Genomic DNA, 15,690 nt, shown 5'->3' with positions numbered 1-15,690 from the left:
CGCGCACACTGCCCCCCACGGCGATTAGGCCCCGGCCACAGAAGCCACGTACGCCTCCGACTTCTCCGCCTCAAAGAAGAAGTTCTCGAAGTCGGCCGGATCATTGAACCCGTTCGCGAACCGATCCGCGACCGGCTGCAACTCCCCCGCCGCCCCGATCAGGTTCAGCACATGCTCCGGCGGCGGCGCAAGCATCGCGTTGGTCCACTTGGTGACATGCCGGGCCGTCTCCCAGTACCGCTCGAACGTGGCCCGCATCCACGCCTCGTCGAACTCCTTCTCCCCGTGTTCGAGGATCGACGCGAGATAGGAGGCCGCACACTTGGACGCCGAGTTGGAACCCTGCCCGGTGATCGGGTCGTTGGCGACGACCACGTCCGCCACGCCGAGGACCAGACCACCACCGGGGAGCCGGCCGACGGGGTTGCGCACGGTGGGCGCGTAACGGCCCGCCAGCACCCCGCCCGCGTCGGTCAGTTCGGCCTTCGTGGCCCGCGCGTGCTCCCAGGGCGTGAACCGCTCCATGAGTTCCAGGGTCAGGGAGAGGTGTTCGCCCGGGTCCTTGACGCCGGCGAAGGCGTCGACGGGTCCGCCCGGTATGCCCTCCCAGAACAGGATGTCCGCGCGGCCGGAGGTGGTCAGGGTCGGCATGACGAACAGTTCGCCGACGCCGGGGACCAGGTTGCAGCGCACCGCGTCGAACTCGGGGTGCTCCGGGCGCGGGCCGAGGCCGTGCACGTAGGCCACCGCGAGAGCGCGTTGCGGCTCGCTGTAGGGCGAGCGCTCGGGGTCGCGGGCGAACATGGACACCAGCTCGCCCTTGCCCGCCGAGACCAGCACCAGGTCGTAGGTGCGGGAGAAGTAGTCGAGGTCGCCGACCGCCGCGCCGTGGATGACCAGTTGGCCGCCGCGCTGCGCGAACGTCTCCATCCAGCCGGCCATCTTCACCCGCTGGTCGACGGACTGCGCGTACCCGTCCAGCTTGCCCACCCAGTCGATGGCCCGCTGCGCGGGGCCGGGCTCGTAGGAGCCGGGTGCCGCGACCGAGACGCCGAGTCCTTCGATCTTCGGGGCCTGGGACTCCCAGAAGTTCAGCTGGAGATCGCGCTCGTGCTGCAGCGCCGTGTGGAACATGCACTGCGTCGACATGACCCGGCCGGAGCGGATCTCGTCCGCGGTCCGGTTCGACATCAGGGTGACCTCGTAGCCGTGGGACTGAAGTCCGAGGGCGAGCTGGAGACCGGACTGGCCGGCTCCGACGACGAGTATCTTCCGCATGCGGGTGGTGCCTCCTGGAGGACGACGGTGGGCCTACGGCCTACTCGGGGGTTTCCTCAAGTGCGTGGGCGACGAGGGCGAGGAGGGTCTCGATCACCGATATCCGGCGCCGCGCATCCATGATCATGACAGGTACGTGCGCGGGGACGGTGAGCGCGTCCCGGACGTCCTGCGGGTCGAACAGCTCGCTGCCGTCGAAGTGGTTGACGGCGACGACGTACGGCACCCCGCAGCTCTCGAAGTAGTCGAGCGCCGGGAAGCAGTCCTTGAGCCGGCGGGTGTCGGCGAGCACGACGGCGCCGATGGCGCCCCGCACCAGGTCGTCCCACATGAACCAGAACCGCTGCTGACCCGGCGTGCCGAACAGGTAGAGGACCAGGTCGTCGTCGAGCGTGAGACGGCCGAAGTCCATGGCCACGGTGGTGGTCAGCTTGCCGGGCGTGGCGGTGAGGTCGTCGGTGGCCTCGCTCGCCTCGGTCATCAGCGCCTCGGTCTGCAACGGAGTGATCTCCGAGACGGCGGTGACCAGCGTGGTCTTGCCGACGCCGAAGCCACCCGCCACGACGATCTTCGTGGCCGCGGGCGCCCGGGTGCGGTCCGTCTGCCAGGACTTCAGCTCCTCGTCGGGCTCGACGACGAGGGGGGCGACGCCGACGGCGTCAGAGACGACGGAGTCCACTCAGCACCCTTTCCAGCAGAGCGCGGTCCGGCCGGCCGACACCGTGACCGGTTCCGGTTCCGTACACACGGATCTTTCCTTGGTCCGCGAGGTCGCTCAGAAGCACCCGGACCACGCCGAGCGGCATGTGCAGCAGCGCGGCGATCTCGGCCACCGTACGCATGCGGCGGCACAGTTCGACGATGGCCCGCATCTCCGGCATGACCCGCGAGGCGACATTACCTCCCCCATAGCTCAACGCATGGGAGGTACCCCCAGTCAGCTCCTTGCGCTCTTCCGGGGCCTCAAGGGCCTCCGTGCTGGCCACGAACGTCTCCACGAGGAGGACGTGGCCGAAGCGGGTGCGGCCGCCGGTGAGCGAGTAGGGGCGGACCCGGGCGGGCTTGCGGTCTCCGCCGCGGACCGGGAGCTTCTTCGGAGCGCTGCTCATCGGGGGCTCCCCGTCGACTCGGACTCCAGGGATTTTCGCAGCTCGCTGCGGAGTTCCGGGGTCAGCACATGGCCGGCCCGGCCCACGAACAGCGCCATGTGGTACGCCACGACGCTCATGTCGCAGTCCGCGGAGCCGTGCACGCCGAGCAGCGAGCCGTCGCTGATCGACATCACGAAGAGGCTCCCCTCGTCCATCGCGACCATCGTGTGCTTGACCCCGCCGGAGTCCATCAGCTTGGCGGCGCCGAGGGTGAGGCTGCCGATGCCGGAGACGATGGTGGCCAGGTCGGCGGCGGAGCCGCGGGGGCCGGTGCGCGGCGTCTCGCCGGCCTCGCGGGCCTCGGCGGCGCGGGCGGGGTCGGAGGACAGGAGCAGCAGGCCGTCGGAGGAGACCACCGCGACCGACTGGATGCCCGGCACCTCCTCGACCAGGTTCGTCAGCAGCCAGTGCAGGTTGCGGGCTTCACTGCTCAGTCCGAAGGTACTGGGCGCGGTCAACTGCTTGCCTCCTCGACGGTGCCCCCCGTGGCTTCTCCGGCGGTGCGCTGCGCGGTCTGGGCCGCGGGTGTGCTGGTTTCGCCTGTCTGTTCCGCTATCTCCGCCGCGACGTCGCGGCGGCCGGCATCCGCTCCGCGGCGGAACCCGCCGAGCCTGCGGCGCAGGGCGTCGGCATCCACGGATCCGGGCTGCCGGCGGGGGGCCGGGGCGGTTGCGGTGATCTTCGGGGTGCGTTTGGGCAGGCCCTTGGCGGTGAGCAGGTCGGGCGTGCGTTCGTGGGCCGCCTCGTCGCCGCCGGCCTCCCTCTCGGCGGCGGTGGCGGGCGCCTGAGCGTCGTCGCCGGGCCGGGGGGTTCCGGGCGCCGGGAACCCGTGGGTCCCGGCCTCCGTGGCGGGTGCGCCCTGCCGGGCCGCCGCGGCGTCGACGGCCGCCGGGTTGGGCACCAGCAACTCCATGGTCGTCTCAGCAAGCCTCTCCGAGGACCCGACGGACCCCGGCACCGGACGCTCAGACACGGCAGCATGCCCGCCGGGACCACGTCCGTCGGCCGGTGCGTCCGTCTGTCCCTCCCGGTATCCCGGCGCCGCGGCGTGCTCGGCCGGGCCGTTCCCGTCCGCCGGTGCCTCCGCCTGGCCCGCCTGCGCGGCCGGATGCCCCGGCGCCGCGGCGTGGTCGCTGGGGTCACTCCCGTCCGCCGGTACGTCCCCGCGCCCCACCTCGGCGTGCCCGCCTGGCCCACCGCCCGCTGGCGCATCCACGTGGCCCGCCCGTCCGGCCGAAGGCCCCGGCGCCGCGGCGTGCCTGCCAGGGCCGCTCCCGGACACGGGCGCGTCCCTGAGTCCCACCTCAGCATGCTCGGCGCGACCGCTTCCGTCCGTCGACGCATCCACGTGCCCCGCCGGGTGTTCCGATGTCCGGGTGTGTGCGGACAGGGTGTTCTCGGGCTCCGGGTCGCCGGGCCTGGGGTGCGGCGGCGTGGGGGCGTGCGGGAGGCGGTCCGGGCCGGCCGCGTCCCGTACGGTCTGCTCGGCGAGCGCGACCAGCGGGTCGGCGTCGGCCGTCCGGCCGTGCAGCACATTGGAGTTGGCCTCGGCGTCCGCGCCGGGCAGGGAGACGGGCCGGGCACCGCCGACCGCGGCCGCCGGGGACGGCACGGCCTTCGCCGGGGCGTTCGTCAGCAGGTCCTGGGTGAGGACCACGACCGCGGCCACCCCGCCCTGCTTCTGCTCGCGCAACTGCACCCGGACGCCGTGCCGGTGCGCGAGGCGGGCCACGACGTACAGGCCGAGCCCGAGACCGTCCTCGCTCTCCTGGCCGTACGCCGCCTCCGGGTCGAAGTCGGCGAGGCGGGCGTTGAGCCGTTCCAGCCGCTCGGCGGCCATGCCGATGCCCTCGTCCTGCACCGAGAGCATCACCTCGCCGCTCTCCAGCAGCCAGCCGGAGATCTCGACGGGCAGGTCCGGCGGGGAGAACGAGGTGGCGTTCTCCAGCAGTTCGGCCAGCAGATGGGAGACGTCGTCGGCCGCGAAGCCGGCCACGTGGGCGTGCGGCGGCAGCGCGGCGATACGGACCCGCTCGTAGCGTTCGATCTCGCTGACCGCGGCCCGTACCACGTCGACCAGCGGCACCGGCCCGTGGTGGTTCTGGACGTGCTCGGTCCCGGCGAGGACCAGCAGGTTCTCGCTGTGCCTGCGCATGACCGTGGCGAAGTGGTCGAGCTTGAACAGCGTGGCCAGCCGGTCGGGGTCCTGCTCGCGTTCCTCCAGGCCCTCGATGACGGCCAGCTGCCGCTCGACCAGGCCGAGCGTGCGCAGCGCCAGGTTCACGACGGTGCCGCCGATGCCGCCCCGCACCTGCTCCAGGTCCGCCTGCGCGGCCGCGAGTTCGGCCCGCAGTTCCTCGCGGGCGTCGGCCATCTTCTGGCGCTGGCCGACCAGGTGCTTGCGATCGGCCTCCAGGGTGGCGACGCGCTCGTACAGGGCGGCGGCGCGCGCGTGCAGGGCGTTGACGGAGCGGACGGCCTGGGCGAACTCGTCGTTGCGGCCGGTGAACGTGATGGGTTCCTCGGCCGACGGGTTCTCGGCGTCGGCCAGCCGTGCCGAGCCGCGGCGCAGCACCGAGAGCGGGCGGGTGAGGGTGCGGGCCAGGGCGGTGGCGATGCCGACGGCGAGCAGCAGCAGGGCGCCGAGGGCGGCGACACGGATCTCCAGCGCGGTGACGTCGTCGTCGCGCAGGAGTTCCAGGTCCTTGGTGCGGCGGTCGTAGAGCGAGGACTCCACTCCCCGCATCAGGTCGACCCGCGCGGACAGCGCGGCGTCCAGCTTCTTGGTGCCGGTGGCCAGTTCGCCGTCGGAGAGCGTCGGCTGGTCGGTGAGGGCGGCGAGGTACTTGTCGGCGGAGTTGACCTCGGGGCCGGTGACCGTGGAGTCGTACGTCGTGACGGCCTGCTTGGGCGCGCCGTCGCGGAAGTCGGCGAGGGCGGCGTCGGCCCGCAGGCGGGCCTGCTGGGCGGCGGCGGTGAGGGCGTCGCGCTGCTTCTTGTCGGCCTCGGTGGTGACCACGCTCGTCGTGGGCAGCCCGGTGATGGGGTCGATCACCGTCTGGGTGGTGCTCGGCACGTTCAGGGCCGCGAGGAGCAGCCCGCGGGCGGCGGCGGACTGCTGGACGGCAAGGTCGAGCTCGGCGAGTGCGTAGGCTCCGGAGCCCGCCCGCTCGGGCATCCGCTCGGCGAGTTCCCCGGCCAGCCGGTGCAGGTCGGTGATGGTGGCGGTGTAGCCCTGGTGGGCCTCCAGCGCGGTGCTCTTGCCGGTGAGCGCGGCCCGCCGGACGGAGGCGATGGCGTCGAGGTCGGCGCGCAGCCCGGCGGGCGTGTCGGGGTCGGCGCGCAGGTCCTCGACCTGCTGGTCGACGCGGGCGCCGCGGTCCTCGGAGGGTGCCTTGGACTTGGGGCGGCCCGCGGCGATGTAGGAGGTGACCTCGTCGCGTTCGTCGGCGAGCGCGTGCGCGAGGGTCAGCGCGCTCTCGGTGCGTCCGGCGAGGGTCACCAGTTCCTGGGTGTCGCTCAGCTGTCCGGAGGCGGCGAGCAGGGACGGGGCGCCGGCCCCGGCGACGGCCGCGGCCACCACGGCCACGGCGACGATCAGCCGGTTGCGTACGTGGGTGGGGCGGCCGGTGCCGACGGATGTGTGCCCGGCGCTCCCTTCGGGGGTCGTCTGCCTGCCTTTGCGCCGAGGCCGCTTCATCTGCACCGGTGCTCGCATTCCTGAACTCGTCTACCCATGGGTCCGGGTGGCACCCCGCCGTCTCGATGTCCGTCGTCGAAGCCAAGGTGGTGTGTACACCCGGTACGGTCCGTTCCGACCCTCCCAGTGCCGGTGGTCGGCGGTCATGCATCACCTGGCCCGCCACCCGAAGGAGTGAACCTCGGAGGGGAGTTGGCGGGCAAGTTCCTCGGGCAAGCGCGGGGGTGGTTTCGGGCGGGCCGGTTGGACGCGGGCGGCTCGCTTTGGCAGGATTCGCCGCCACGCGTTCCCGGAGTGTGCCATTCCCCCGCAAACCAGGCGACTGACCTGCGTCGTCGCACCAATGCGGCAACCATTGGGGGTCTTTGACAGACCTTGTGAAGGGCTCGTGCAGACTGGCTGGATGCGTACTGACGTCGTTTCCGAGCCCGGCGACCCGGACCGCCCCGACGAGGACTTCGCCGGTGTCGGACTACCGGCCTGCGGACAGGGCGGTTGCGTGATCGTCCTGGACGGGGTGACCCCGCCGAAGGACGGGACGGGATGTCTGCATTCCGTCCCGTGGTTCACCGCGCGACTCGGCGGCGCACTGACCGAACTGACCGTTTCCGACCGAGATCTGACGCTGTCGGAGATTCTCTCCCGGGCGATTCTCCGTACAGCCGAGGCGCACGCGTTCACCTGTGACCTTTCTCACCCGCGCACGCCCCAGGCGACCGTCGTCCTGGTCCGCTGGTCGGCCGACCTGCTGGAGTACCTGGTCCTGTCCGACTCCACCCTGCTGCTGGAGTCCCCCGCCGGCACGGTCACCGCGGTCCAGGACGACCGGCTGGCCCGGCTGCCCCGCGCCGCGCTGGCCTCGGACGCGGTGGCGGACGCGACGGTCCGCAACAAGGAGGGGGGCTTCTTCACGGCCGCGGCGGACCCGTCGGTCGCCGTCCGCGCGGTGACCGGGAGCGTGCCCCGCCACGAGGTCCGCGCCCTGGCCGCGCTGACGGACGGGGCGACACGCTGGGTGGAGAAGTTCCACGAGGGCGACTGGGCGGACTGCTTCACTCTGCTGCGGAAGGAGGGCGCACGGGCCCTGGTCGACCGGGTACGGGCCCTGGAGACGGCCGACCGCGAGGAACGCAGGTATCTGGGGCGCAGCAAGACGCACGACGACGCGACGGTGGTCTACGCGGAACTGCGGTGACCGAGGCCGTCCTGAGAGCCGGGCCCCACCCAGCATGACCGAGCCACCCCCGCCACCCCGCCACGGCCGACCCCGCCGGTACGCGCCCTCCCAGGACGCGCCCCTCCACGACCCACCTCCCCATGACCCGCCCCGACAAGACCCACCCGCCCACGTCCTACCGCGCCAAGCCCCGCCCCGGCAGGACGCGCCCCTGCGTGGCCTCCTCCGCGATGGCCTACTTCTCCATGACCCCGTTCAACTGGTGGAGCAGCCGGGCCAGTTCCGCGACCTCGCTGCGGTCCCAGTGGGCGAGCTGGCTGACGTAGCGGGCGCGGCGGGCCTCGCGCACCCGGACGACCCGGCCGCGGCCCTCCTCGGTCAGGTTCACCAGCCAGGCGCGGCCGTCCGCGGGGTCGGGCTCGCGGCCGACCAGCCCCAGTTGCTCAAGGGCGCGCAGCTGGCGGGACATGGTGGCCTTGCCGACACCGATGTAGCCGGCGAGGTCGGTGGCGCGCTGCCGGCCGTGTTCCTCCAGCAGGACGAGCAGGCCGTACGCGGCGGGCTCCAGATCGGGGTGTACCTCGCGGGCCATCTCGCCCTGGTTGGCCCGGGCACGCCGCAGCAGCATGGTCAACTCGCGTTCCAGCGCCAGGAATTCCTGGTCTGCACCACTCGCCGACAGCCGGCCGGCGACGGGCCGTCCGTCGCCGTTCGCGTCCTCGTGCACGTCAGCACCCCTGATCGGTTTCGCGGTTCTGAAAGTTTCCGCCACGCGCCGCCATCGCCGCAGCTCCGTAAGTATTTCGCAGGCGTAGACCAACGGCAGCCTCCGGGGCCCCTTCCCACGGCGCGGTCTACGTGCGTAGCTTCTTTACCAATTACTGGCATGCTCACGCCAGTCGGTCATCCGCGGTCCCCCCACCCACTCCTCGGAGGCACGCCATGCCCGTGCACAGACCCGGTACCACCCGCCGCAGATTCACGGCCCTGTTCGTGACGCTGCTGGCCGCCCTGTCCCTCACCCTCCCCCTCACCAGCGCCCAGGCCGCCACCACGCCCGCCCGCGGCTCCGCGTACATGGGCATGGGCGTCCTGGCGCACGACGGCCAGAGCGGCATGCCCCGCACCGGTGACGCCACCCAGACCGAGGGCGTCGACGTCGCCAGCTACCAGGGCAACGTCGCCTGGTCGACCCTGTGGAACAGCGGGGTCAAGTGGGCGTACACGAAGGCGACGGAGGGCACGTACTACACGAACCCCTACTTCGCCCAGCAGTACAACGGCTCCTACAACGTCGGCATGATCCGCGGCGCGTACCACTTCGCGACCCCCGACACCACGAGCGGCGCCGCCCAGGCCAACTACTTCGTCGACCACGGCGGCGGCTGGTCCCGGGACGGCAGGACCCTCCCGGGCGCCCTCGACATCGAGTGGAACCCGTACGGCGCCGCCTGCTACGGCAAGACGGCCGCCGCGATGGTCAGCTGGATCGCCGACTTCCTGAACACGTACAAGGCCCGCACGGGCCGCGACGCCGTCATCTACACGGCCACCAGCTGGTGGACCCAGTGCACCGGCAACTACGGCGGCTTCGCCTCGGCCAACCCGCTGTGGATCGCCCGTTACGCCTCCGACGTGGGCACCCTCCCGGCCGGCTGGGGCTACTACACCATGTGGCAGTACACCTCGACCGGGCCGACCGTCGGGGACCACGACAAGTTCAACGGGGCGCTGGACCGGGTGCAGGCACTCGCGAACGGCTGACCTCCCAGGCAGGCGAAGGCCCGGGTCCCCGGCAGGGGGCCCGGGCCTTCCTTCATCCGATGACGTCCGTCACGCCGCCACCGGAACCTCGGGCTCCGCGCCGTTCGCGGCCGGCGCGAGGGCCAGCTCCAGGACCTGGCGGACGTCCGTGACGGTGTGGACGTCGAGCTTGTCCAGCACCTCGGCCGGGACGTCGTCCAGGTCGGGCTCGTTGCGCTTCGGGATGACGACGGTCGTCACCCCGGCCCGGTGCGCGGCGAGCAGCTTCTGCTTCACCCCGCCGATGGGCAGCACCCGGCCGGTCAGCGAGACCTCGCCGGTCATCGCCACGTCCGTGCGCACCAGCCGCCCGGACAGCAGCGAGGCCAGGGCCGTCGTCATGGTGACGCCGGCGCTCGGACCGTCCTTCGGCACCGCGCCCGCCGGGAAGTGGATGTGCACGCCCCGGTCCTTCAGGTCGGCCACCGGCAGTTCCAGCTCGGCGCCGTGGCTGCGCAGGAAGCTCAGCGCGATCTGCGCCGACTCCTTCATCACGTCGCCCAGCTGCCCGGTCAGGGTCAGGCCCGCCGCGCCGGTCTCCGGGTCCGCGAGGGACGCCTCGACGAACAGGACGTCGCCGCCCGCCCCGGTGACCGCGAGGCCGGTGGCCACGCCCGGCACGGCCGTACGGCGCTCCGCCGGGTCCTGGGCGGACTCGGGCACGTGGTGCGGCCGGCCGATCAGACCCCGCAGTTCGGCGTCCGTGATGGTGAACGGCAGCTCGCGCTCGCCCAGTTCGTGCTGGGCCGCGACCTTGCGCAGCAGCCGGGCGATGGACCGCTCCAGGGTGCGCACGCCCGCCTCGCGCGTGTACTCGCCCGCCAGCTTGCGCAGGGCGCTCTCGTCGAGCGTGACCTCGTCCTTGTCCAGGCCCGCCCGCTCCAGCTGGCGCGGGAGCAGGTGGTCGCGGGCGATGACGACCTTCTCGTCCTCGGTGTAGCCGTCGAGGCGGACCAGCTCCATGCGGTCGAGCAGGGCCTCCGGGATGGCTTCGAGCACGTTCGCCGTCGCCAGGAACACGACGTCGCTCAGGTCGAGTTCGACCTCCAGGTAGTGGTCGCGGAAGGTGTGGTTCTGCGCCGGGTCCAGGACCTCGAGCAGGGCCGCCGCCGGGTCGCCGCGGAAGTCCGAGCCGACCTTGTCGATCTCGTCCAGCAGGACCACCGGGTTCATCGACCCGGCCTCCTTGATCGCGCGGACGATCCGGCCGGGCAGCGCGCCGACGTAGGTACGCCGGTGGCCGCGGATCTCGGCCTCGTCCCGGACGCCGCCGAGGGCGACGCGGACGAACTTGCGGCCCATCGCGTGCGCCACGGACTCACCCAGGCTCGTCTTGCCCACACCGGGCGGCCCGACGAGCGCGAGCACGGCGCCGCCGCGCCGGCCGCCGATCACACCGAGACCCCGGTCGGTACGGCGCTTGCGCACCGCCAGGTACTCGGTGATGCGCTCCTTCACGTCCTCCAGGCCCGCGTGCTCGGCGTCCAGGATCGCCTTGGCCCCCTGGATGTCGTAGGCGTCCTCGGTCCGCTCGTTCCAGGGCAGTTCGAGGACGGTGTCGAGCCAGGTGCGGATCCAGGAGCCCTCCGGGGACTGGTCGCTCGCCCGCTCCAGCTTGTCGACTTCCTTGAGCGCGGCCTCGCGGACCTTCTCCGGCAGGTCGGCGGCCTCGACGCGGGCGCGGTAGTCGTCGGACTCCTCGTCCGAATCCTTGCCGTTCTCGCCGTTCAGCTCCCGCAGTTCCTTGCGGACCGCCTCCAGCTGGCGGCGGAGCAGGAACTCGCGCTGCTGCTTGTCGACGCCCTCCTGGACGTCCTTGGCGATGGTCTCGGCCACGTCCTGCTCGGCGAGGTGGTCGCGCAGCTGCTGGGTGGCCAGCCTGAGCCGGGCCACCGGGTCGCCGGTCTCCAGCAGTTCGATCTTCTGTTCGGTGGTCAGGAACGGCGAGTAGCCGGAGTTGTCGGCGAGCGCGGAGACGTCGTCGATGGCCTGCACGCGGTCGACGACCTGCCATGCGCCGCGCTTGCGCAGCCAGGCGGTGGCGAGGGCCTTGTACTCCTTGACGAGTTCGGCGACGTGGCCCGGCAGCGGCTCAGGCACCTGCTCGTCGATGCGGGTCCCCTCGACCCACAGCGCCGCGCCCGGCCCGGTGGTCCCGGCGCCGATCCTCACCCGGCTCCGGCCGCGGATCAGCGCGCCGGGGTCGCCGTCGGCCAGCCGGCCCACCTGCTCGACGGTGCCGAGCACACCGGTGCTCGCGTACGTCCCGTCGATGCGCGGGACCAGCAGAACCCTGGGCTTGCCCGGTTCCGCGCGCGCGGCGGCCTGGGCGGCCTCCACCGCGGCGCGTACGTCGGTGTCGTTGAGGTCCAGCGGAACCACCATCCCGGGCAGCACGACCTCGTCGTCGAGCGGCAGCACGGGCAGGGTGAGCGTTGTGAACGCCGCGGACTCAGCAGCCATGATCTCCCCTTCGGCAGTCAAGTTGAGCTATGCCGACTCAATGCACGTGAGCCACCGATTGTTCCCCGGGCCCCGTTCGCTCTGAGCGATCACGAGGCCACCGGTCGGTCGCCGTGACAGAGCGGGCCGGCTGCCGGGTGCGGGTGCGTTGCGGTTGCCCGCGCCGTTCCCCGCGCCCCTTCAGGGCGCGGGCCGGCTGCCGGATGCGGGTGCGTTGGGGTTACCCGCGCAGTTCCCCGCGCCCCTTCAGGGCGCGGTCGGTGCCGGGGTGTGATTCCAGCGGCGTACCAGGGGCCAGGTCGCCACACCGATGGCCAGCGCGATGAGGTGACCCCAGTCGGTCATCGGGTCGGCGAACTCGATCAGGTCCGCGGCGACCATCCCGCCGAACAGGCCCAGCAGCGTCCACCGCAGCCAGGGCGCGGCAAGCCCGGCCAGGGCGCCGGTGACGGCGGCCACGCCGAAGCTGATGCCGTAGTCGAGGCGGTGCAGCGAGGTGACCGGCAGATGCCCGGTGAGCACGGCGAGCCCCACGGGCACCTCGGTCGCCAGCGTGGCCGGCACGTGTCCGAGCAGGAAGACACCGGCCGCGCGCAGGGCGCCGACGCGCCGCTCCAGCGCGGTGAGGACCAGCAGGAAGCCGAGCGCGTACGGCGATGCGGCCCCGCCGGCGATCCACAGCGCGCTCGCCACCAGCACCGCGCCGGGCGCGCCCACCAGGTGGGCCACGTCCGTGCTCGATCCCTGCTGGAGGGCGTGCACGAGGGACGGGTCGGCGAACGAGGCGACCAGCGAGGTCACGGCGAGCAGGGCCGCGTAGGCGAAGGTGAACGGCGTACCGGCGGGCGTGGGCAGCAGCCGCCAGGGCCGCGGCACGCACAGCGTCCGCGCGACCGGCGGTGCCGCCGACGGCGCGGGGCCCCGCTGCCGCGGCATCCCGTCCAACAGCTCGGCCGTCCGGCTCCCGGCCGGCTCGGGGGCGTCCTTGAGGCGCGTGGGCGGGGCCGTGGTCGCCGCCTCCGCGGTCCGTTCCACCGTCAGGCGCTCCTTCCGCTCGGCCCCACCCTTCGCGCCGCGGGGGCCGCTGTCTATGACCGACGCCACGCGTAACCCGATTCACAGGATGCTCAGAGGAACCGGCTGCGCCGTACGGGAGGACACGGCCGCGGCGCGCCGCTCGTTCGGGTGACGCGCGCCGCCCTCCCGTGACCGTGAGCGGGACCGTGACCGGCCCGCCGGACCGGCCCCGGGTGTCGGGCAGGATGGGGCCATGACCACCCCGTACGCCATTCCCGAAGTCCTGGACCGCCGTGAGGGCCCCTACGGCGAGGTGGTGCTGCGCCGGCACGGCACGCTGCTGCAGATCATCGCCAACGGCTGCTTCCTGATGGACACCTCCGACGGGCGCTCGGAGCGGCTGCTGGTGGACGCCGCGCTCGACGCCCTGGACGACCGCCCGGCGCCGCAGGTGCTGATTGGCGGCCTGGGAGTCGGGTTCTCGCTCGCACACGCCGCGGCGAACCCGCGCTGGGGGCGGATCACGGTCGTCGAACGGGAACCCGCGGTCGTCGACTGGCACCGCGGCGGACCGCTCGCCGAGGTGTCCGCCGCGGCCCTGGCCGACCCGCGCACCCACATCGTGGAGGCGGACCTGGTGGCGTACGTCCATGAGACGTCCACCACGTTCGACGCGCTGTGCCTGGACATCGACAACGGGCCCGGCTGGACGGTCACCGAGGGCAACGGCGGCCTCTACGCACCGGCCGGACTGGCGGACTGCGCAAGGGTGTTGAGGCCCGGCGGAGTGCTCGCCGTGTGGTCGGCGCAGCCCTCTCCGGAATTTGAAGGAACCTTGCAGAATGCCGGGTTCCAGCAGGTGCGTACCGAAGAGATCCCCGTTGCCCGGGGCGTTCCGGACGTCGTGCACCTCGCCGTACGACCTGGATAGCGACGGCACGGTCTGTCGCCGTAGTGTGCTTCCCTGACGCGGATCATTCAAGCGTCAATCGCAGTCATGGGATCACCCCACGGATTCCGGAAAGCACACTTCAGGGGCGGGCGATGGAGCAGACACACACCTCCCACAACGGCACGTCGGCGGCCAGCCCGGGCGCTCAGCGCCGGGTCCTGGTCGTCGAGGACGACCAGACGATCGTCGACGCCATCGCGGCCCGGCTGCGCGCCGAGGGTTTCCTCGTGCAGACCGCGGGCGACGGCCCGGCCGCCGTCGACACGGCCGAGGCATGGCAGCCCGATCTGCTGATCCTCGACATCATGCTGCCCGGCTTCGACGGTCTGGAGGTCTGCCGCCGGGTGCAGGCCCAGCGCCCGGTACCGGTGCTGATGCTGACCGCGCGGGACGACGAGACCGACATGCTGGTCGGGCTCGGGGTCGGGGCGGACGACTACATGACCAAGCCGTTCTCCATGCGGGAGCTGGCCGCGCGGGTGCATGTGCTGCTGCGCCGGGTGGAGCGGGCCGCGCTGGCCGCGGCGACCCCCCGTTCGGGCATCCTGCGCCTCGGCGAGCTGGAGATCGACCACGCGCAGCGCCGGGTACGGGTGCGCAGCGAGGACGTGCACCTGACGCCGACCGAGTTCGATCTGCTGGTCTGCCTGGCGAACACGCCGCGCGCGGTGCTCTCCCGCGAGCAGCTGCTCGCCGAGGTGTGGGACTGGGCGGACGCCTCCGGCACCCGGACCGTCGACAGCCACATCAAGGCGCTGCGCCGGAAGATCGGCGCCGAGCGGATCCGCACGGTGCACGGGGTGGGCTACGCGCTGGAGACGCCGACGCCATGAGCGACGGGCGGTCGGCCGCACGGAGGAGCCCCGGGGAACCCTGGGGCGGCGTACGCCCGTTCTCGATCAAGACCAAGCTGGGTGCGCTGGTCGTCATCTCGGTGCTGATCACGACAGGTCTGTCGATGATCGCGGTGCACACGAAGACGGAGCTGCGCTTCATCACGGTCTTCTCGATGATCGCCACCCTGCTGATCACGCAGTTCGTGGCGCTGTCGCTGACCGCGCCGCTGGACGAGATGAACGCGGTGGCGCGCTCCATCTCGCACGGCGACTACACGCGCCGGGTGCGTGAGAACCGCCGGGACGAACTGGGCGACCTGGCCCAGACGATCAATGTGATGGCGGACGAGCTGGAGGCCCAGGACCGCCAGCGCAAGGAGCTGGTGGCGAACGTCTCGCACGAGCTGCGCACCCCCATCGCGGGCCTGCGGGCGGTGCTGGAGAACGTCGTGGACGGCATCGCGGAGCCGGACACCGAGACCATGCGCACGGCGCTCAAGCAGACGGAGCGGCTGGGCCGGCTGGTGGAGACGCTGCTCGACCTGTCCCGGCTGGACAACGGGGTCGTCCCGCTGCGCAAGCGGCGTTTCGAGGTGTGGCCGTATCTGTCGGGCGTGCTGAAGGAGGCCAACATGGTCGCCTCGGCGCGTGCCGCCATCGCCTCCGGCTCGGGCAGCCACACCCGTACCGACGTCCATCTGCACCTCGACGTCTCCCCGCCGGAGCTGACCGCGCTCGCCGACCCGGAGCGCATCCACCAGGTCGTCGCGAACCTCATCGACAACGCGGTCAAGCACAGTCCGCCGCACGGCCGCGTCACCGTGAAGGCGCGGCGCGGCCCGCAGCCCGACTCGCTGGAACTGGAGGTCCTGGACGAGGGCCCCGGCATTCCGCGCTCGGAGTGGCGCAAGGTCTTCGAGCGGTTCAACCGGGGCGCCGTCAGCCGCCCGCACGGTCCGGGCAGCGACGGCGGCACCGGGCTCGGTCTCGCGATCGCCCGCTGGGCGGTCGATCTGCACGGCGGCCGGATCGGGGTGGCCGAATCCGAGCGGGGCTGCCGGATTCTCATCACCCTTCCGGGAGAGCCTTCTCTGCCAAGTTGACGTAAAGTTCGAAGCGGAGCCACAAGATCCACGAGCGTCCCGGCCGACGGGTGCGTGGATCCGCGCGAAGCCGCGCCGCCACGCGCGCCGAGGCGCGGGCCGAGGCATCCCTCGCACAGCTGAATCCCGCTTGTTTCCCGCCATTTCAAGGCCCGAAACCCGCTTTCTGATGTGACTTACACGACGATGAACCGGCCCGACCTGACCTTC

13 protein-coding genes are annotated in these 15,690 nt (G+C 72.3%); 5 read left to right on the top strand and 8 right to left on the bottom strand.

The features are described 5' to 3' along the window. Positions 1-24 precede the first annotated feature (24 nt). Genes ACIRFL_RS09735 through ACIRFL_RS09715 form a run of 5 tightly spaced genes read right to left on the bottom strand, consistent with a single transcriptional unit; the run spans position 25 to position 6,147 of the window. Positions 25-1,278 carry a styrene monooxygenase/indole monooxygenase family protein gene (locus ACIRFL_RS09735; RefSeq protein ID WP_404025920.1) on the bottom strand — a complete coding sequence of 418 codons (1,254 nt, stop codon included), beginning with the start codon at positions 1,276-1,278 and terminating at the stop codon, positions 25-27. Between the two features lie 40 nt (positions 1,279-1,318). Further along, positions 1,319-1,957, bottom strand: coding sequence for a GTP-binding protein (locus tag ACIRFL_RS09730; RefSeq protein ID WP_404025918.1), 639 nt, complete (start codon positions 1,955-1,957; stop codon positions 1,319-1,321). Beyond that, positions 1,938-2,387 (bottom strand): DUF742 domain-containing protein, encoded by a 450-nt coding sequence (locus ACIRFL_RS09725; RefSeq protein WP_404025915.1) that lies wholly within the window; start codon positions 2,385-2,387, stop codon positions 1,938-1,940. The genes ACIRFL_RS09730 and ACIRFL_RS09725 overlap by 20 nt, the downstream gene beginning before the upstream one ends. Beyond that, positions 2,384-2,887: a roadblock/LC7 domain-containing protein gene (locus ACIRFL_RS09720; RefSeq protein ID WP_404025914.1), complete on the bottom strand. Its 504-nt coding sequence runs from the start codon at positions 2,885-2,887 to the stop codon at positions 2,384-2,386. The genes ACIRFL_RS09725 and ACIRFL_RS09720 overlap by 4 nt, the downstream gene beginning before the upstream one ends. Then, positions 2,884-6,147, bottom strand: a complete 3,264-nt coding sequence (locus ACIRFL_RS09715) for a nitrate- and nitrite sensing domain-containing protein (protein ID WP_404025912.1) — start codon at positions 6,145-6,147, stop codon at positions 2,884-2,886. The genes ACIRFL_RS09720 and ACIRFL_RS09715 overlap by 4 nt, the downstream gene beginning before the upstream one ends. 385 nt (positions 6,148-6,532) lie before the next feature. On the opposite strand from ACIRFL_RS09715, the gene ACIRFL_RS09710 reads away from it, so the two are divergent. Next, entirely contained in the window at positions 6,533-7,324 is a 792-nt protein-coding gene (locus tag ACIRFL_RS09710) for a hypothetical protein (RefSeq protein ID WP_404025909.1), read from the top strand. 217 nt (positions 7,325-7,541) lie between these two features. Here ACIRFL_RS09710 and ACIRFL_RS09705 read toward each other — a convergent pair whose 3' ends face one another. Further along, a complete protein-coding gene (locus ACIRFL_RS09705; protein ID WP_404025907.1) occupies positions 7,542-8,033 on the bottom strand; it encodes a MarR family winged helix-turn-helix transcriptional regulator in 492 nt (163 codons plus the stop codon). 215 nt (positions 8,034-8,248) lie between these two features. On the opposite strand from ACIRFL_RS09705, the gene ACIRFL_RS09700 reads away from it, so the two are divergent. Beyond that, positions 8,249-9,070, top strand: coding sequence for a lysozyme (locus ACIRFL_RS09700; protein ID WP_404025906.1), 822 nt, complete (start codon positions 8,249-8,251; stop codon positions 9,068-9,070). Positions 9,071-9,139: 69 nt separating this feature from the next. Here the strand turns inward: ACIRFL_RS09700 and lon are convergent, their stop codons facing one another. Both lon and ACIRFL_RS09690 read right to left on the bottom strand, forming a co-directional pair. Continuing rightward, a complete protein-coding gene (lon, locus tag ACIRFL_RS09695; RefSeq protein WP_404025903.1) occupies positions 9,140-11,572 on the bottom strand; it encodes an endopeptidase La in 2,433 nt (810 codons plus the stop codon). A 246-nt stretch (positions 11,573-11,818) separates the two neighbouring features. After that, a complete protein-coding gene (locus tag ACIRFL_RS09690; protein WP_404025901.1) occupies positions 11,819-12,607 on the bottom strand; it encodes a rhomboid-like protein in 789 nt (262 codons plus the stop codon). Positions 12,608-12,842: 235 nt separating this feature from the next. Here ACIRFL_RS09690 and ACIRFL_RS09685 point away from each other — a divergent pair, with 235 nt between their 5' ends. The 3 genes from ACIRFL_RS09685 (at position 12,843) to ACIRFL_RS09675 (ending at position 15,480) form a co-directional block, all read left to right on the top strand. Next, the gene (locus tag ACIRFL_RS09685; protein ID WP_404025900.1) at positions 12,843-13,520 is read left to right on the top strand and encodes a spermidine synthase; all 678 of its coding nucleotides are present in this window, start codon (positions 12,843-12,845) and stop codon (positions 13,518-13,520) included. Positions 13,521-13,633: 113 nt separating this feature from the next. Further along, on the top strand, positions 13,634-14,374 hold the full coding sequence (locus ACIRFL_RS09680; RefSeq protein WP_388720890.1) for a response regulator transcription factor: 741 nt from the start codon (positions 13,634-13,636) through the stop codon (positions 14,372-14,374). Continuing rightward, positions 14,371-15,480, top strand: coding sequence for a sensor histidine kinase (locus tag ACIRFL_RS09675; RefSeq protein ID WP_404025898.1), 1,110 nt, complete (start codon positions 14,371-14,373; stop codon positions 15,478-15,480). Before ACIRFL_RS09680 ends, ACIRFL_RS09675 begins: the two co-directional genes overlap by 4 nt. The last annotated feature ends 210 nt before the right edge of the window (positions 15,481-15,690 follow it).

It is taken from the genome of Streptomyces sp. NPDC102462 (assembly GCF_044765425.1).
In the GTDB taxonomy this organism is placed as follows: domain Bacteria; phylum Actinomycetota; class Actinomycetes; order Streptomycetales; family Streptomycetaceae; genus Streptomyces.
Note: the sequence above shows the minus strand (reverse complement) of the source record. Positions and strands in the feature narration are given on the sequence as shown.